This is a genomic window from Rhodococcus sp. ARC_M6 (assembly GCF_022810305.1).
Classification (GTDB): Bacteria; Actinomycetota; Actinomycetes; order Mycobacteriales; family Mycobacteriaceae; genus Rhodococcus_F.
Genome location: NZ_JALGQH010000027.1, coordinates 33,750 through 52,202 on the forward strand (window position 1 = coordinate 33,750; position 18,453 = coordinate 52,202).

General features: G+C 56.4%; 19 protein-coding genes. 2 read left to right on the forward strand and 17 right to left on the reverse strand.

Going from position 1 to position 18,453, the window contains the following annotated elements:
* A complete protein-coding gene (locus MTX36_RS22710; RefSeq protein WP_243621911.1) occupies positions 1 to 4,716 on the reverse strand; it encodes a phage tail tape measure protein in 4,716 nt (1,571 codons plus the stop codon).
* 114 nt (positions 4,717 to 4,830) lie between these two features.
* On the opposite strand from MTX36_RS22710, the gene MTX36_RS22715 reads away from it, so the two are divergent.
* A complete protein-coding gene (locus MTX36_RS22715; RefSeq protein ID WP_243621912.1) occupies positions 4,831 to 5,271 on the forward strand; it encodes a hypothetical protein in 441 nt (146 codons plus the stop codon).
* On the opposite strand, the gene MTX36_RS22720 is transcribed toward MTX36_RS22715, so the two are convergent.
* The 16 genes from MTX36_RS22720 to MTX36_RS30610 all read right to left on the reverse strand — a co-directional run bounded on the left by MTX36_RS22720 (position 5,268) and on the right by MTX36_RS30610 (position 16,231).
* The gene (locus MTX36_RS22720) at positions 5,268 to 5,603 is read right to left on the reverse strand and encodes a hypothetical protein (RefSeq protein ID WP_243621913.1); all 336 of its coding nucleotides are present in this window, start codon (positions 5,601 to 5,603) and stop codon (positions 5,268 to 5,270) included. The two genes, MTX36_RS22715 and MTX36_RS22720, sit on opposite strands and share 4 nt — an antisense overlap.
* A 38-nt stretch (positions 5,604 to 5,641) precedes the next feature.
* Positions 5,642 to 6,106 (reverse strand): hypothetical protein, encoded by a 465-nt coding sequence (locus MTX36_RS22725; RefSeq protein ID WP_243621914.1) that lies wholly within the window; start codon positions 6,104 to 6,106, stop codon positions 5,642 to 5,644.
* Between the two features lie 17 nt (positions 6,107 to 6,123).
* Entirely contained in the window at positions 6,124 to 6,693 is a 570-nt protein-coding gene (locus tag MTX36_RS22730; RefSeq protein WP_243621915.1) for a hypothetical protein, read from the reverse strand.
* Positions 6,694 to 6,813: 120 nt separating this feature from the next.
* Positions 6,814 to 7,263, reverse strand: coding sequence for a hypothetical protein (locus MTX36_RS22735; protein WP_243621916.1), 450 nt, complete (start codon positions 7,261 to 7,263; stop codon positions 6,814 to 6,816).
* Positions 7,263 to 7,565: an HK97 gp10 family phage protein gene (locus MTX36_RS22740; protein WP_243621917.1), complete on the reverse strand. Its 303-nt coding sequence runs from the start codon at positions 7,563 to 7,565 to the stop codon at positions 7,263 to 7,265. Before MTX36_RS22740 ends, MTX36_RS22735 begins: the two co-directional genes overlap by 1 nt.
* 8 nt (positions 7,566 to 7,573) lie before the next feature.
* The gene (locus tag MTX36_RS22745; protein WP_243621918.1) at positions 7,574 to 7,744 is read right to left on the reverse strand and encodes a hypothetical protein; all 171 of its coding nucleotides are present in this window, start codon (positions 7,742 to 7,744) and stop codon (positions 7,574 to 7,576) included.
* 377 nt (positions 7,745 to 8,121) lie between these two features.
* A complete protein-coding gene (locus MTX36_RS22750; protein WP_243621919.1) occupies positions 8,122 to 8,514 on the reverse strand; it encodes a hypothetical protein in 393 nt (130 codons plus the stop codon).
* Positions 8,498 to 8,707 carry a hypothetical protein gene (locus MTX36_RS22755; RefSeq protein WP_243621920.1) on the reverse strand — a complete coding sequence of 70 codons (210 nt, stop codon included), beginning with the start codon at positions 8,705 to 8,707 and terminating at the stop codon, positions 8,498 to 8,500. Before MTX36_RS22755 ends, MTX36_RS22750 begins: the two co-directional genes overlap by 17 nt.
* Positions 8,708 to 8,709: 2 nt before the next feature.
* Positions 8,710 to 9,618 carry a hypothetical protein gene (locus MTX36_RS22760; RefSeq protein ID WP_243621921.1) on the reverse strand — a complete coding sequence of 303 codons (909 nt, stop codon included), beginning with the start codon at positions 9,616 to 9,618 and terminating at the stop codon, positions 8,710 to 8,712.
* An 81-nt stretch (positions 9,619 to 9,699) separates the two neighbouring features.
* Complete coding sequence (locus tag MTX36_RS22765; RefSeq protein ID WP_243621922.1) at positions 9,700 to 10,059, reverse strand: DUF2190 family protein; 360 nt, start codon at positions 10,057 to 10,059, stop codon at positions 9,700 to 9,702.
* 10 nt (positions 10,060 to 10,069) lie between these two features.
* Entirely contained in the window at positions 10,070 to 10,657 is a 588-nt protein-coding gene (locus MTX36_RS22770) for a hypothetical protein (RefSeq protein ID WP_243621923.1), read from the reverse strand.
* 647 nt (positions 10,658 to 11,304) lie between these two features.
* Entirely contained in the window at positions 11,305 to 12,336 is a 1,032-nt protein-coding gene (locus MTX36_RS22775) for a hypothetical protein (protein WP_243621924.1), read from the reverse strand.
* A complete protein-coding gene (locus tag MTX36_RS22780; RefSeq protein WP_243621925.1) occupies positions 12,326 to 13,666 on the reverse strand; it encodes a phage portal protein in 1,341 nt (446 codons plus the stop codon). The genes MTX36_RS22775 and MTX36_RS22780 overlap by 11 nt, the downstream gene beginning before the upstream one ends.
* A gap of 18 nt (positions 13,667 to 13,684) precedes the next feature.
* Positions 13,685 to 14,245, reverse strand: coding sequence for a terminase (locus tag MTX36_RS22785; protein WP_243621926.1), 561 nt, complete (start codon positions 14,243 to 14,245; stop codon positions 13,685 to 13,687).
* Positions 14,246 to 14,322: 77 nt separating this feature from the next.
* Positions 14,323 to 15,318 (reverse strand): terminase, encoded by a 996-nt coding sequence (locus MTX36_RS22790; protein WP_243621927.1) that lies wholly within the window; start codon positions 15,316 to 15,318, stop codon positions 14,323 to 14,325.
* A gap of 517 nt (positions 15,319 to 15,835) precedes the next feature.
* Positions 15,836 to 16,231, reverse strand: coding sequence for an HNH endonuclease (locus MTX36_RS30610; RefSeq protein ID WP_374230523.1), 396 nt, complete (start codon positions 16,229 to 16,231; stop codon positions 15,836 to 15,838).
* 1,662 nt (positions 16,232 to 17,893) lie between these two features.
* Here MTX36_RS30610 and MTX36_RS22795 point away from each other — a divergent pair.
* A complete protein-coding gene (locus MTX36_RS22795; protein ID WP_243621928.1) occupies positions 17,894 to 18,322 on the forward strand; it encodes a hypothetical protein in 429 nt (142 codons plus the stop codon).
* The last annotated feature ends 131 nt before the right edge of the window (positions 18,323 to 18,453 follow it).

An 18,453-nucleotide genomic window follows, 5' to 3' on the forward strand; every position in this document is an offset into this window, starting at 1 on the left:
TTAGAACCTCGATCCCGCACTAAGTGCCCTTGTGTTTTCGAGCTGACGGACCCGGCGCGCATTTTCTTCTACGTCGCGGGTGTGGAAGGTGTAGCTAGCTCTCGGTTGTGATGCGAGTGCCCGAACTTCTGCTGCGAGTGCATCCAGGCCAACGACCTGCGCACCGTCACCGCCCTTGGTTGCTCCGCGCATCAACGCGAAATCCCTTGACAGATTGAGCCGTTCATCGCCGGTGAGCATCCACTCCTCAGCACCCGACAGATTTAGTGCCGCAGTACCGTGAGGAACCGGGCCGCCACCATCACGCAACACGGTCGGCAGATTCAGTGCATCCGCGAGACGTTTCTGCCAGTCATCGCCACCAATGTTGAGCATGTTCTGCCAGCCAGGAACACCCGGCGTTGTCGGCAACTGCCCATCAATCTCGGCCTGACTGAACGAAGGTGATGCAGAGGCTTCAGACTTAGGCTTGATTCCCATCAAACCCTCCCAGTCCGTTGTGATCCAACGAGACTCAGACAACGCACTAGGTAACTGCTCAAACGCTGCATCGACGAGAATGCCGGTCACATCAGCGCCGTAACGCTTCACCCGATCCTTCAAATTGAATGTTTGGCCGCCATCGCCTTCCTGCTTCGCCTTCGTGCGGGCATTCTCAGCCGAATACACCGCCATATCCGCCTTCTCCTTATCCAGAGAAGTGGAAGTGACATCGGCATACACTTTGTCTCGAGCCAACTGCGCATCAATGACACTGATTTCAGCGTTGCGCGCCGAGATCGCATCCTCAGACATGCCCCCAGTCAGTGTGGGTGCGGGACCGATAGATGTTCCCTGTCCTGCCCCGTCACGCTTCTGCTCAAGTTCTTTCACCTTGAGTTCAGCGCGCTGCACCTTCAAGTCGGACTGTTGCTTGTCGGCGTCAGTCTTCTTCGCATTGCCGTTCGTTTTGGTGCGATCTTCCTGCGCCTGAATGACAGCCACACGAGCAGACTCCAAAGCCAAAGCATCCTTCTCAGTCCACGGATTCGTCTGTGTCGCACCGCTATAAGCAGCACCAGCACCGCCATTCAACGAAGCCTGCAAAGCGGGACTCAACGCAGCATCAGGCAGAAAATACTGCCGAGAAAACTGTGCGTCGTCATACCCTGCAGCGGCACCACCGAACGTGGACCCCGAATTGGAGCCACCATTCTCCACATTGATCCGCGAACCATCCTTGAAGAACAAGGTGCCCGCCATGTGTTCATCACTGACACCAATACGGAAGTGCCCGTCATTGCCGCCTGGCTGCATCCCCTGCAGATCCCCACCCAGAATTGAGTAGGTTGTCCACAATCGGCGCGGCTGCTCATTCATGCCCGTTGCAGCGATGTGCGACATGTACATTGAGCAGTCCCACGGCCCGTACGAGTATCCGATACCGGATTTGGCGCGGGCGAAGTCGATCATGCGGTCTAGTCCGTCGCCGCCGATTGCCCCACCCTCAGCGAAACCTTGAACACGGCCCTGCGCCAACGCTTCACGGAATCGGTAGACGCCTGCTTGTCCGCCCATGTTTTCGACATCTTGCACGTCGAGCATGTGTTCGCCTGGCATTGCCAGGATTGGAACAGAGTCCTTACCTGGTGTACCGCCCGTAATCGGACCGCCCAATGCGCGAGGAGTGACGCCATACATTGCACCAAGCGACGTCGGCATTGCCGGACCGCTCGGAGGCTGGATGATGTTCTGAATGATGTCGACGCCAATACTTTTGCCCTGATTGGCAGCGAGAAACTGGTCGATCGCACCCTGGGCCTCAACTGTGCCAGTCAACTTGACGTTCGTGACCAATTCCTTCGGAAACAGCCCGTACTGATTAGCTAGCGCCTCAGCCTTCTCGCGCGTCCACCCAGCCTCAACGCGCTGACGAATGAACTCATCCCGAACACGCTGACCCGCAGCCTCAACCGCCGCAGCAGCATCGCTCTGGCTTAGGTTCTGCTGGCTGGCGGACTGCCTCGCAGTTGCACCGGCATTATCAAAAGCCGTCTGAACGCCCTTCATCGCGTCACGAAGGCGGGAGCCCGCAGCAGTGCCGGTACTGATCTTTCCCGAAGCGTCTACAACGCTATTGCCTGCCTCTGCAGCCGCTTCACCAAACGAACGCATCGCATCGTCCGCCTGCTGCTGCGCATCATCGACACTCATCTGATCGCCACGCAGCTTCGACAAACCGCCGTTAAGAATGTCGATCTTGTCCGCAGCACCGCCAGTAGAATCGCCGAATGCCTTCATCGTTGACGACATCGTGCCCAGTGCAGTTGCCGTACCTGAAGCATCGATGAAGCCAGCGGCAAGGTCGATCCGCTTCTGCGACTCGGCTAGTTTGCGTGCCTCTTCATCAAGTTTCTTGAAGTCCGCCAACGCATTCGCAGCCTCGTTGGCTTTGTCCTTTGCACCACCGATGTTAAGTAGCGATCCAAGAGCTGAAGATGCGAATCCTTCAGAGCCCTTACCGACACGTTCCTTGTTGATATCGGCTTCGAGTCGAGCCTGCTCCTCAAGAACAGCGAGTGTCGCCTTCATCTCGGAGCGGGAACCCGCCAGTCCCTTGGCTGCAGTCACACCCGAAACGCCGACGGCTTCTAGGTATTCCACGAGCGAGCGACCGGTGCCAGCAAGCTTCGCACTTTCTAGAGCATTGGCTGCTGCTCGCTGTGTGGTGGCGTTAAGTGCCCCGTTGGATGTGTGGAGCGCTTTGCCCAACTCTTCAGCGGACTGCTTGAGCATCCGGTTGTGCTCGGCAGCTTTGCGTTGATTCGACGAATACATCGACAGCGCAGCAATTGCGACTCCGATGCCGATCATCCAGGGGCCACCAACTGCATTGAGCAGATTGCCGCCCATGGTCCTGAGTCCAGAGCCTGCAGCGGCCATTGTGCCGAGAGCGGTACCGAAACGCTGCGCCCCGGTAGAAGCTGTCACGAACGATTGACCGATCCTCGACAGGCTTCCCGAGCCCGTTGACAGCACCTGCATTGAACCTGCGAAGCGTCCGACACCCTGCCCTGCCTGACCGGACAGGGTAGTGAATGCACGAAAGTTTCCGCCAGCAGTCTGCAGAGATGTTCCAAGGTTGCGAACATTCCCAGGAATGCCTTGGATCCGGGTGCCGAGACCGTGTGCAGCAGTCGCCATTCGGCCCATGTCGCCGACATTTTTGGCCATAAAGCCGGATGTCGCCATCGACGCCAATTTGAGAGCTACGAGCCCAATGGCCACAGCCTGAATCGGGCCAGGGAGGGAGCCAAACGCCCCGGCCGCAGCAGACGCAGCGCCAACGATTGGTGTCACTACCGCCAACACAGTCACGCCCACGCCAGACAACAGCGAAAGTCCGCCCTGCAAAGTGTCAACAGCGCCACCCGAAGTCATCGCCCCCTCGGCGAGCTCAACTAGCCCATCCTTGATGCCCAATGCCATCTCGCGCACTGAGCCGCCAGCGCGCACAACATTGTTGAAAGTCCCTGACAGCATCGGCAGATCCGACAACGAACCCGAAATGACCTCATTGAAACCAGCTAGCACACCGCCCGAATTACCGAGTGCCACATCAAACTTGTCCAACGCGCCATCAGCCAAACCGACAGCAGCATTACCGAACGAAGCCAACGGCCCATCAACCAAGTCATACAGCTGCAATTGCAATCGTTCAGACGTGTTTTCAATCTTCTCGAAAACGCCAGGCAAACCCTGATTTTGGGCTGCAGCAAGCTCAAACGCGCCACCCGCACGGCCAACAGCCGCAGACATGCTGTCCCAGCCCTCAACGCCCTCATCCGCCATCGCCGTAGCAGCACGAACAGCATCAGTGCCGAAAGCCGTAGATGCCGCCGAAGCGAACTGCTGAGTCGTCAAATTCTCCTGAGCCTCAGCCAACTGCTCAGTGATTGAACGCATTCCAACGAACTCGCCAGCCGCGTCGAACGCTTTCAACCCCAACTCATCTAACGCAATAGCCTGCTGCTTGCTCGGCGAAGACAGTGAAATAAGCATTGTCTTCAATGACGTACCGGCATCAGACCCGGCCATGCCATTCATAGCGAACATGCCGAGCGTTGACGACGTGTCCTGCAAAGAGACATTGAGGCTGTTGGCGACTAGACCGCCCTGCGCCAAACCTGCTGCGAAGTCGGTGATTTCACCACTCGCCGCGTTCGATACGTTTGCGAGAGTGTCTGCAACCAGCGAAGCGTCTTTAGCTTCAAGCCCGAATGTGTTGAGCGCCGTGGCTTGAATCTCCGATGCTTGTGCCGCGTCGATCTGGGCCGCAGCAGCTAGCGCGAGACTGCCCTTCGCTGCTTCCATTGACTGCTCAACTGTCAAGCCGCCCTTGGCTAACTCGGTCATCGCTTGAGCGGCGTCATTCGCGGATGTGCCTGACAGTTCGACATCGTTGCCGAGTTCCATCGCACGCTGCTTGACTGCAGCCATCTGCTCGCCAGTTGCCTGAGAGACGCCAGAGAGAGTATTCAGAGTTCGTGTGAACTCGTTGCCCTTGTCGATGATCGAAGCGAACGACACCGCCGCACCAGTGAACGCCAGAACGCCCGCAATCTTCCCCGCGAAACTAGATGCCGCGTCACCAGCACCCTCCAAGCCCTCCTCAAACTGTGAGTTGAATTCGGAGAGGTCTGCTGCGACCTCGACATCAATGCGACCACCTGCCATAGGGGCCTCCTTCAAGAAAATTCAGCCCAAAAAGCGCCGGCTTACGCAAGAAGCTGTCAACCGGACGGATTGGGCAATATGATGAGCGGAATATCCAGCACAGAAAGGCGTGCCATGATTAATGCAGCGAAAAGCCCCGGATTCTTCTCAGAGATGGGGAAAGCGTTTACGTCAGGGTGGAAGGCTGCAGACAATCCGCCCAACGCAACTCCGAAGGCAAAGCTGGAACCGAAGCTCGCATTTGGCTTTTTCACGCTGCAAGGAAAGTCGCTCACGCACCAGGCGGTCACCTATCCGGTGAAGGGTGCTCGGGCGACCGTAGAAAGCGCAGCTAGCGCCAAGACTCGGATGACTGCGACGCGAGTAGTTGGTGGAGCTATCGTCCTAGGCCCACTAGGAGCCCTACTCGGAGGAATGGCCAAGAAGGATCAATCCAAGATTTTCCTGATTGTTGAAATGGCTGATGGCACAGTGATCACCGACCGCGCCCAAGCCCGGCACGAAGCGGTTGCTCGACGCTTTGCGGGGGCAATCAACACAGCTGCTTCCCGCTAGCCGGTCTGCCACTGCCCCACCATGTCCGCAAGCCGAACCTTCTTCGGCCTCGCAGGCTCCAACGCTTGACGCTTCTCCAGAAACTCGACCACCAGCACAGACATATCCTTCGCGGAACGCTTCCCCACCGGAGGCAACACAGGAGTCGGCGGCGGCTTAATGCCCTCACGCTTCCGCCGCTCCCGCTCCCGCTTACGCTCCGCCTCAGCAGCCTTATCATCAGGATCCGACACCCAATTCGCGTACTCCGAATTCAGCCAGTAGTCATCCCGATCCACCAGCATCGCAATGTTTTCCGAATCCCGCTTCTCCGCCGCTAGCCACTCCACCACCGCATTAACTTTGATGATGGAATCGGCCAGAGGTTCCGCTAGGACGCTGCGGAGGTTTCTTCCGTAATACCGTTCACACCCTGCGGTGACTGCGCTCCATCCATCCCGCGAGCCGAGGCAGGCAAGAGCGCGAATGTTTCCCCCGAAATGAGGTTAGACATATTCGCCAACTTGTTGACAATCTTCATGGCCTGCTCGATAGTGAACGTGCCCAGATGCTTCGCAATCGCCGCACCACCTTCCTTGCCGGCAATCAACTGCATCGCCAACTCAATCTGGTCGGTACGTAGCAACTCTGAGAACTGGATCGCTTCCGTGCCACTGTAAGAGCGCCGAATATCGACATTCACATCCACGAGTTTCGCTCGAACCGGAGGCAAATCTTCGGTATCCAAAACAGACAGAAGATCGAACGCGTCATCAACAATCTCATCCACAACTTCAACAGGCTCAACCACTTTCGGCTGAACCTTCGGGGTGGACTTGCGGGGGGTGCCAGGCATTACAGAAACTCCTCAGATCAGGGTGCGAGCGGGTTAGTGTTAGTCAGCAACTGCACCGGCGACAACGCCAGCAGTTCCATCTCAAAGCCATCAATCTTGTCGCCACCAAGCGAACGCGGAGGCGGAGTGAACAAGGTAGCTCGCTCGCAATACAGCACCTGCTTGTCATCCTCATCCTCAAGGCGCAGCAGAATCGCAAACTCCTCCGAATCGCCGATAACCCACTTGTGCACCTCATTAGGGGCTGTGCCAGTCGTAACAATCTCGCCGCCCTGCAACAGAGTCAACACAGTCGCCTTCGAATAGTCGACAGGCTTCAGCTTCAGGCGATCAGAGCGGGGGCCGCGAGCAATCTTGTACGAAGACTGCCGGTAATTCCAGATCGGCAACTCCTTCGTATCCTGGCTAGGGTTCTGCTCAAACCCTGCCTCGATGCCGCCGAACGCATCCCACACAACACCAGGCGCAGTGCCCGTAGTCGGCGCAAGAGCGAACGGATCAGTCGGAACAGCAGTACCAGCGGGAGCGCGGAACGCATCCCCATCCTGCCAAACATAAGCCTTATTCGGATCTGCATAAGTACTCACAAAAAACCTCCAAAAGTGTGCCCACAAAAGGGCAGAAAGTAGTGAGTCCCAACTCCGAATGCGCCTGGCAAGGTAAACATTCGGAGCGGGACGTTTGAGACGCCACACATAGGTGGCGAGTTAGCGGACAACCATCGACATGTCCCAGCGCACAATGGCGCGGAACAGCAGGTTTTCTGGGCCACGCTCAGAATCGACAGCCGTTATCGGTCCATCAATCCAACGAGCAACCCACGAGGCATTACGGAACTGCCGGCTAGCTCTCGGCGCTTTATGCACCAGGCGGGCCGCAAGATCGGCAATATTCCAGGCCAGTTCCTCGGGATCCATGTCCCCGCCCAAGATTTCGAGCTTCGGCACCCACACATCGCACTGAATCATCGGTTTGCGGTGCATCGGATCAACACCGTAATTCGAGGGAGCAGACAACGTCACAAACGGGCCTGTCAGCGGATCCGGGATGTCACGAGTCGAAATGTTTTCCGCCGCAACATGCGTTGTGAACTCGTCATGGTTGATCAGAAAATCGCGGATAGCACCCGGAGCGAACGGCGTAAACGGCGTAACCATCAGCCCCTCGATCCACGAGGCTTAAACCCCGAATACTTGCCATGCTTACGGGCCGCATTCGTCAGCGAAGCAATCCCCCGCATCCTGGAAGTGCCATACTCTTTCCAGAACGCCTTGGGGTCTTTGTCGGCCACGAACACGCGGTTGCCTTCGACGGTAATGCTTGCGCCACCAGCATATTCGCCCTTACGGCGCGGCGCTGTAGCCTCGAATTCGGATTTGATTTGCTCCGCAATGTCCTTGCGGCCTTCGGTGGAAATCCTCCGAGCATCGCCTTGGGCTTTGTCCCGGTAGATCGTCACCCTAGCCATTAGAGGCTCTTGGGTTCCGGCTTCACATCAAGCTTCACCAGCTTGGCCGGCTCAACCTTCACAGCCGCAACACGCTTCAAAGCCTGTGCCTTCAAATGCTTTTCATACGTCTTCGAGAACTCATCCGTAGAATGGACACCATCCTCATCCGTAAACGAAACAATCGCCATTAGTTACTCCTGGTAGTCAGATGAACTCCGCACAATCGCGGAAATGTATGCAGGTTTGCGGGAACCGCGAGCAGGACGCCGAACCCGAGGTTTGCCAACAACTGTGAACACGGTGCCGTCCTCATCGCGAAACTTGGAACGTGGCACAGGGTGCGGAACCAGCCCCGGATCTAGTAGCAGCACATATGAACTCACCACATGGCCGTCCACAAATTCGACGTTGCCAGCATCAACAGATGACGACGCCAACTGCCGTTGCTGCAACAGCCCAGTCCACTCAATCTCAGTAGGTGGTGTGGGTCGCCGATTACCCGTAGACGAATCAATCTCAGGGGGATTGTCCTGCAACAACACCCACCGCTCAGGCAACTTCTTCATCAGCCCGGCACAATCGAAAACGCGCCACCAAACTTGACACCCACAGACGGATCCAACAACTCCAAATCCGCCGGCGAAAAGTAAATTAGTGACGGATCCACATCCGAATAAGTCGTACTGATTTCCGGATACTGCTCAGAGCGGACCCGCAAACCGATCTTGATCGCATCCACGGCACGAGCGACCGCCGTGACAAGGACGCCCGTAACGAGCACAGAACTCAGTGAGCCTTGCGCGATACGAGCATCAATGTCTAGCGGGTATGCCCGAAGTCGAGCCGACGCGAAATCGATCAGCGACTCGACCTGAAGGCGTTCAGTGTCATCGAAGGTTTCCCCTAGACGATTCTGAACGTCTTCGACCATGATTAGCGGGCTAAGCGGTGCCGTCATTCGATGCAGCCTTGCGGCCAGCAGCCTTCACAGGCTCATCGGAAGCGACCTCCACGATCAGGCCGCCATCAGCGAGCCGCTCAATGTCATCTTGCGAAACATCGATCGGCACAGGAGCGCCCGCGTACAGCATCTTCAATTTTCCGTCCGCGCCATTCACCCCAATAAGTGGAGCATTCACAACATAAGTCATGGTCAGACCGCGATTCCGGAGATCTTGATGGCGGCACCGGGCTCGTTCACGTAAGGAACGCAGACACGGCGGCCACGGATACGCCACTGATCGTTGTTGTCATCGCGAATCGACTTCGTTTCAACAGTGTCGCCGGCATAGCCTTCGCCCAGCTTCTCGTCACCAATACCACCAAGGGCATTCGTGTCGATGATCCAAGCGCCAGCGGCAGGCAGGTTCGGGGTCGGAAGAATCGTCAGACCCGCGATAGTGCGGAACTCGCCCGTGTACACAGCATTGGTCTTGTCCTCACGCGCCATCAGGGTAGATAGCTTGTCATCAGACGCAAGCAACGCCCAAGTCAGGTCATCAACGACAATCACATTGGGGTCATAGCCCTTGTTTAGGCCAATCACCTTCGCCTTCGCGAGCATGATGTCGCGCAGGATCTTCGAAGACGAACTCCACACACCGTCAGTGACACCTTGCGTGGCAGTGACCTGCGAAGCGATCAGCGACAGAGACAGCGAATCAATCGTCTTAACAAGCTGATTGACGATCGAATTGAACGCCTTCTCGACTGGGGCGAAGTTAGATCGCTTGATCTTCTCGTCCGTGATCGGAACGTCCTGGCCCCACTTGGTGACCCGAACAGCCTGCGGAACACCCGAACCAACGCCCGCGAGCGGGTACTCAGAGCCAGGCGAAATGGCCTGTGGTGCACGATCGGTGTAAAACGGATCGTCCTGCTCGAAGACGATAGCGCCACCCTTAACGTCCTGACGGTCAGTCAGAATGAAATCGGAGATGAAACGCTGTGCCGCAAGCTCATTGACGCGCTTCGCAACCAGGGTGGGATCCGCGAGAAAGCGGTTGGTGGTTACGCTGTCGCCAGAGAATGTGGGCGGACCAGCGGGATAGGTAATAGCCAATTTTCGGCCCTCCAGAGCCTAAAGAAGCCCACCACAAGAACTGTGGGGCTTCGAAGAATGAATTGAGAGAAAGTGCGGCACTCAGCGGAGCGCGACGACGACCTTGCCGCCAGCAGCAGCCGAAATGGCAATGCCAACAACCTGATCGAAGGTGCCTGCGCCAGCGGTTGCGACAGCGCCAGCAGCAGCAGTGATCACATTTGCGCCCGCCACGATCGCGCCAGATGCCGTCAGTTCGTGCACGCCGCCACGGTGGACAGTGACCGTCTCGCTAATGGCGGCATCAAATGCTGCAACACCAAACCAGGCAGCAGAAGCAGCACCAGCCGGGGCAACAGTGTTATTGCCGGAAATTGCAACAACCTGTCCGCCAGTTACAGCAGCAGATGTTGCGATCGGCACATCAGCGCCAGGCTTACGAATGGGAACATAGTCAGCCATAAGGGTTATCTCACTTTCGATTCGGGTAGAAGGACTCGTAGAGCACTTCGCCCTCAGATTTGGGTGTGCCAGGCTGCGGACCCGGAGATGGGACCGGAGCAGGAACGCGAGGAGCGTTCGGATCAATGACAGCCGCCGGGGCCACCAAAGTTGGCTGCAGGATCGCCCAGTCAGCCGCTAGTTCTTCGGGGGTGGAGCCTTGGAGTCGGTTCACCCATTCGCGGGGAACACCGTTGTTGTAGGCGAAGTTCAAGCGCAGGTTCTCTTCGGTCTGCTTCGCTGCAGCAGCAGTTGCATCGTTCGCAACCTTCTGTGCCCGTTCAAGTTCCGACAGTTTCGCGTTCTCGGCGGCAAGCGCATCAGCAGCAGCCTTATCGGTCAACGCCTTCAACGCCTTCTCGGCCTGATCTGCACGCGCTCGTTCCGCATCAAGCGCCCTCTTGCCGGGGTCACCGAGACCATCCGGGTACTGCGGATCTACCGTCGCGGCAGGATCAACAGCAGGCACAACAGGAACTACAGGTGCAGCAGGAACAGGCACAGGGGCCGGAACCGCTACAGGCACAACAGGATTAACAACAGGAATAACATCGGACATGGGTAAAACGCCTCCATCGCGGGGGAAATTGCCCGAACCGGATCGCCCGGACGGGAAGAAAATGGGTACAAAAAAGGCCCCGGAGCGGAAAGCTCACAGGGCCTTAAAGTTTGAAACTAGAAAGTCATTTGGAGAGTTGAGACGCCTGAAATTCGGCGAGGCATCCAGGGCACCAGTGGATGTCTCCGTATGCATGGCCTGGACCCTCATGTCTGGGGACTGGCACAAGCTTCACTGGCACACTCTCTTTCATTGGAAGGATGTCCCGCTCAATGCCGTCGATAAACTTGGTCAGCAGCTCATCTGCCTCATCGTCATCCATGTCACTGTAGAGCGGGCCTTCTTGCGCGAGAAGGTCACTGAGCCGGTTCCACAACTCGTTACGCTGATTCATGTTCAACGCGCTCACAGTTGGCCTTTCAGTCTGAATATGTCCGGCAAGGAATCCCATCGACTCGCACTAGTGCACGGCGGGGAAGGAGAGTAATTGACTGCGGTCTTGCAGGTTCGACAGAGGTTTAGCTGCCAGCCTCGAAGTTCCACACCACACCACGCGCAGCGCCGCCGGAATGCAATCTTCGCTGCGACGAGTTCTGCGGGCTTGCTTCCAAACATCGGCAAGACGTTACCTTTCAACAGATTTGGGGCTACGTCATGTAGCCGTACAGTTTGAGCAGACGCAACGCATCCGCACGATCAGTAGCAATCTGGTAAATACCTTCTGGTAAAAGTCTCGGAGCCTTAGCCTCGAAATACCTACGACCACGAACATCCGTCCGACGCTCCGCATAACCAGCCTGCGACATCGCCTGATACGCAACACCACGACGAGTCTTACCCTCATCCGTAATCGCAATATCCTGGCCATAGATGCGTTCTTTCTTCAGTCGGCCAGATGGAATCCATCCGCGAAGATTGGTTTGCGCCGTAGACATACCGCGCCGAGCATTAATGACCTGATTCATGTCAGCGCCATCGCGGATCGCCTGCGCCCCAGCCTTAGTGAACTGCCGATCCTGCGCATCCGGAGTCATCACATCGAAATACAGTTGCGGGTCGGTACGTAGATCGCCAGACTTGTTTTCCGTCACCGGAATATGTCGGCAATCGCAGCCAGGGTGCCGGTCAAACCCTGCGTTGTACTTGTAATACTTGCCAGCCAGCAGGACGCAGCGAGAGCATGAAGGCGGGTTCAACATCCGCACATAGCCGACCTTGTCCCGAGACGTGATGTGAAGCGAAGTAGCGGCACGGGAAGCGTCAGCAACCTGCACCTGCAGCCTCGTAAGCAACGCTGTCAGGCCAGAACCCCACGCCTGCGCAGTCGATAACCCCTCAGCAATACCGCCCTTAGCGGTAATCACAGCGCCATACATCAACGAATCAAGCGCACGCCCATCAGACGCAACACCAACCAGACCACCAAGCTCAGGCGCAGCATCCGCAGCAATATCAATCTCAAGCTCATCCAACACATCAGCCACATACGCGCCAGAACCAGCCATAGCCCGACCCTGACCCGCCGCAACCAACTCCAAAAGCATCGGCAAATTCCGGTCAAACCACACATCAAAATCAGGCGGCGGACGAGAACCCCACAACTCAGCAGCAACACCAAGAACCTCAGCCGTAATCCCCCGCTGCTCCGCATAATGCGCGGCAGCAGCATCAGGCAGCATTAGCCTTCACAATCCCCGCAATCTGCGACGCCGGCGAAGCCTTAGAATCCATCTCCCGCATCTGCTCACGCTGAGTCGCACTGTAACCAAGATCAATACGCGTCTGCTCCAACGGAACCAACCCAGACTCATACTTCTTCACAGCAGCATCAGCAACCTGCGCAACAGTCGGCGTAGACGGATCACGCCACACCGTCTCCAACTGATGATCACGATCCTCAAGATCAGGCTTCCCGCGCAAAAACATCAGATTGATTCTCTGAACGTCCTCCCACGCACCACCCAAGAAAGTATGCTTCCGCTCAATACGCTTCACCAACTGAGACTCCGACGAACGAATCGCATCAGCAGAAGGCACATTATTTCCACCAAAACCCATATAATGGGGCGGCAAAGCAGCAATCTGAGAAGTCAACTGCGCCAACAGTTTGATCGTATTATGGAAGTTCGCCAGATCAGCCTCAGGGAACGTACCAACCTTGACATTCGAATCCTCAGACGCCCACAAACGGCCCTTAATCTTCGACCATGAAGACACCGGATTGCCATTGCGGTCAACGAAATCGGACTGCTTCAACCCGAACGCCCAACGACGCGGCATCGCATGAAACTCCGCCGAAGTCATCATGTCCGTAGCCATCTTGTTCGCCGCATCAGCCAACGGAATAATGTCTTTGAACTCGGTGACACCATCAGGACGCAAGAGGCGTGGCTTATTCACAAGCGGCACAACAGGAACAATGCCGAAATTGTGTTTGTCGTTGAACGCGCCAGGCTTCCACGCGCCAGCATCCTTGACGAACTCCGCAGTTTCAACCGGCGTGTACACCAAAATGTGCTCGACCTCGTCCAGATCCTTCCACTTCTTGATAGCAGCAGAAACCTTACGAGTCTTCGGATCACGTTGCGCCCACACCTGAAACGGAGACTCAACCGTATTGCGAGGCGGCTTGTCCGCTTCTTCGTTCTTGTTGATCAGCACATATGAACGGCCCATCGCCAACGACTCCAAGTGCCCCTGCTGAGACTGCTCATCCATGTCATTGTATTGCCAACCAGCCCACAACACTTCATCCTCGACATCAGAGTCCGCATACCGGAAACCCTCAACATCCAAACGGTTTTCGCAAGCATCAGCAACCAGACGCGCCCAATTTAGAACCAGCTCAACCGCAGTCTCGCCCAGCTCCTCCTTCATCGCCTCAGACATGTACTTGAGGGGCTGCTCACCCTCCAAATAGTTGTCCCACTTCGTCAGATTCGCAACATCGGCCGTCAAACCCTTCTCAAGAACCGGGATCAGATCAATTGGTGCAATAGTGTCGGCCATCGGCACAACCACCCACTTTCAGAAAACAATCATTCGACTAGACGGGGCATCCGACCAGCCAGACTCACGAGCATCCGCCGCAGCCTCATGCGCCAAAATGGAAGCCATTGCAGGGTCAATCTTTTGATGATCCGCAGGCTTACCCAACACATACTTTTGGCCAGGCTTCGCAACCTTGCGACAGTTCGCCAACGCAATCGCCGTAATCGGACACCCATCCTGGGAAATACGGCCACTAGCTAAGTCGGTCTCAAAACGCCTGATGGCGTGAAACATTCGATCAATCTTGTTTGTCGGCCACTCCGACACATGCTCATCGCCGTGAGTCAGCGACCAATCGCCAATCTCCGAATACCAGTCCTGCGGATCGCAATAGAATCTGCCTACACGCCACGTCGAAAAGATTTCATCCACAGCAGCATTCACTTCGCCACGCGGAATCTGACCACCCCACTCATCCGGATTCCAGATCGCCGGACGCTTGTCAGGCCCGTACCGTGGGGTGAACTGCAAACCATCGCGAGTCTCACAGCGGATGGCGGTCCAGTCATTATTTTCACTGCCGTCAAAATCCGGCACTAACAGCCGTACCCGGTTCAGGGTTAGGAAGCCAAAGCACCAACATCACCCCCGAAACCTTCAATAACACAACAGAATCAAGCAGCCAACTCATCGTTCACGCCGGCATACCGCAAGTCCCACAAGCCCTCACGAAGCCACGAACCATGCCCATACACAATGCGATTACCAAAAAAGCGTTCAGCCTGAGCAGGATCACGCTCCGCCAACTCAGACGCATCAGCCTCAATGCGATCCAAATCCACCCAAAACGAATCCCCATACACAACCCGATGAATCTTCCGACGATCAGCCTTATTCGTCGCATACTTCAAACCCGGAGGCCCCTGCAAAAAATCTCGATAAATATCATCCGACTTCGACTCATACGTCTGCTGAGCCACCGAATTCTCCGACGGATCCCAAGCATTCGTAGTCTCAACCGCACGACCACCCATACCAGCAAGACCACGCCGCTGCGTATCCGCCAGATTCCAGCCACCATTCGACTTCGTCCACGTACCAGTCTCATCCTGAACAACAAACGTCACACGCTGACCAAGCCGCGAACGAGCCTGAGACGTAACAGGTTCAATCGAACCGCCACCAGGAATATTGATCCGAGTCAAACCCGTATCAGGAATCAACGGCGACAACGAATCGCTGTAATCAATCATCGGCACCAAAGCGTCATAAACATTGCCAGTCTGATCCTCAGACGCCGCAGTAATCTGAATCAGCGGAGTAGACCAAGGACGGCCAACAGGCTCCCCGAAAGCATCCCAGCCATCAAAAACGACCGGCCCCACCGCCTCCGCGCAAACAAGCGCAGCAGAAAACGGCGACTTCCCCCACTTCTGAGGACGAACCAACTGCGACCGGCGATACGCAAACGCCGAACCATGACGGCGCGGATCAGCATCCACCCGAACCCGATAATGATTCAGCAGAAACGTCCACATCTCATCAGTCAACCGATACGGCTCACCCATCTGATCCATATCCGGGATAACACAATGCTCCTCAATCCACTCACCAACCAAACCTCCAAGCGACGGAACCTCACCCAGCTCCTCCGGGCCTCTCCACGGCATCGCCAGCCACCTTCAATCTGCGTCTCGCCTTAGAAGCGGCAGGCTTCGAATCACGCTTACCAGCAACCTCATCCGCAACCACTTCCCACCGAAGACGCAACATCGCCATCGGAGACAAACCCAACCGATCCTCCAGCTGCCGCACCTCGCCCAGAAGAGTCGCCGAAATCGTTTCAGGACTCTCAACCAGACCAAGCACCATCACATAACGAGCAACCAGGCGAACCATCCCCTGCCGCTCCCACTGAGCAGCCTGAGGAGTCGCCCAAAACTCATGCCACACATCAGGACAATCGGACGCATACGGCCACACAGGAGCCTCACCAACACGACCCTCAGCCGGCAACTGAACCGTGTTCGCAATAGGGGCATTCCGCCGCCGAGTTTGATCAGAAGGTTTCGGAGCAGGACCAGGCATAAGCACCTCCTATCGACTCGTGGAATGCGTACACATCTTTTTCGTCCTCATTCGCGGTGATTTTCGTTTCACCGTTTTCGACCTACGTCCCTGGGTGGGTCATGCGACCAGTAGGAGCTGCTCACCGCCTCCACGATCACCTTTGATGCTGTTGCATAGGAAGTGGGCTGCCCTGCAGTTCAGAGGCTCGTGCGTGCCGCCTGAGGCCAGCGGAATGACGTGGTCGATTGTTGGGGCTTTGGGGTGTGGGACGACAGCTTTGCGGTTGATTGCCTTACCGCATAGATGGCATTTCCATCCGTCTCGTTCGAAGACCTTTTGGGGTGAGACGTTTGCTACGAAGGCGTTGCGCTTGATGGCTCGCCGGCGGTGCTTGGCTTCACGCTTGGCCATGAGTCGTGCGGTCTCGGTGCATGTGGGTGAGCATGTGCGTCTGGTGTACCTACAGGTAAAGAGGCTTGAGCATGTGACACATTCGCTGATGTAGACGCGCATTGACTTGATGGCGCTTCGGCATGTGAGGCATTGGTCTACGTCGCAGTGTCTTCCGATGAATGGTTGCCGGCAGAGTTCGCAGTCGCGTGGGTAGACCACTGAGGATCGGACGGGTTCGGCTTTGCCGGTTCTTCCTGTCCGGTCGTAGCGTGCGAGGTTGACGCATCGGTAGCCGCAGTACTTGGCTGTTGCTTTGAGTGTGCGGAATGCTGTGTTGCAGTATGTGCAGGTCTTGCCGCATTGGGTGCGAGTAGCTCTCTGCTGCAACTCAGTTGGTGGCCTGTCAAAGAATCAGATCGGAAGAATTGTTTCGAAAATTTGATTCAGAGTTTTGTTTGGGTTCTAGGCGTGCGAGCTTTTGTGATGCCATCGGCTTTCAAGTGCACGTCGGGTATTACATGCATGGCATGACTGAACTAGATTCTCAGACCTGTTGTCATCCCGGATGCTGTTGACGTGATCGGCTTCTAAGTCGACCATCCATTCGACAGGTGTTTTGCACCAGTGACAATCGTGGACGCCAGGCCCGATGCGGGCGTAGAGAACCCTTCGATGCTCGTACACTGCACCTCTACGGTCAGCTAGCGGGTGGAACGGTTTTCCTAGGAGGACGTATCCTTCGCTGTGTGACCAGTGCCTGCCGATTCGTGACCGATCGGTGTTGACATCCCCGTATCGATGTTTGCGCATCGCGTGGGTTGAGCACAGCGATCGTGCTTGGTAGCGGTTCTGAGTGCAACCGTCAACAGAGCACTCTTGAGATTGGTTGGCTGCATTGTCTCGGGGAGGCCGACATCCTGCGGAACAGTACTTCGCTGGGCGACCAATTCTGTTTCGTGTGAACAGTTCTCTGCACGTGATGCACTGCTGTTCTGTTGTTGCCATGCCGCCCCTTTGGTTGTTCGGTTACGTTGTCCTCGGCGGGGTGTGGCAACTTCATCTAGGTGTATCTGTTTCCGCGTGCTGAGTTGCATGATCTGCAGCGGATGGTGAGTGGTCCGTCTGGTGCGCCGCCGTTGGAGATTGCTGTGTTGTGGTCTGCTGTGAGGTCTGCTGCTGGGTGGGGTTGACGGTTCTCGTACCCTGGGCACCAGTTGCCTTCACGTGTTCGATGTTCACTGACTGCTTCGGCTCTGCGCTTCTGTTCGGCTGCTGTGCGTGTGCGCTTGGTGGGTGTGGTTGCCCGCTGGTATGCGTCACGTGCTGCTCTGTGCTCACGGCACTCTGCCTCTGGTTGCATCGAGGGGCATCCGGGTTGTGAACACACTCGTGTGCGTGCTCTCGCCATCAGCGCTCACCCCGTAGCCATTGGTCCAACAGTCGGTCTGCGTAGGGTTCGAGGACTGCTAGTGCTGAGAGGTGTAGGTGTTGGTGCGCTTGGTGGATGAATGCTGCTGTGTCGGTGAGGTGTTGGGTGAGGGGGTTCATTGTGTTGTTGCCCTCTTCATTTCCGCCGATTACTGCAACTCTGCGGCCCTCTGCGTCTTTGCCGTGAGACGCACGTTCGACACGAAACGGATGAACGACCCCTTGGGAGCGTCCGGTTCGCCTGGCATGTTCACTGTCTGCAAGTCTTGGATCCAACCTGACTTACTCAGCGATCTCCCAAACCTGTGGTCTTCTCAGCCACGACGGTGGGAACATGTCACGATGACTCAAATTGTGACAGCGCACATCAATGAAAATGCAGATACATACACGAATGTACGGCTCCGTTGGGTTGCCGTTGAAGGCGAAGTTGCCCTCGGCATTCTCACCGCAAAGCGCCGTCCCGTCCTAGGGTCGGAAGAAGCAGAAACCTACACATACGTCGAGATCATTTACAACGCTAGTGACGTCAGAAGGGTCGGGTTCGACCTCGCTGTCCGCGCAAAGGCAGATGGCATGAAAAAGGGCCAGCCCCTGTATCGAACAGGTGTCGCCACCGAAAAGGGTGAATCGACGCTCGAAGAGGCTGGAATCGAAATCTCTCCTGATGCAAAGGCAAGCAGCTTCAGCAAGGGACCACTGGCACGGGAGAAGGCCATTGCGCTGGGCGATTCTGCACTGCAGTCGGCGGCAGATGATCTCGGGCTTAAGGTGTGGACATAATCGCAGTTGGCAGCAACTTCTCTGCGGTACAAAGCAGGTGGTTGCCTAGCTCAGGCAACCACCTGCCGGGTGGACAACGGGAGTCACCACAGCTCACCATCATCAACACCATCCACCACGGCAGGCCCATA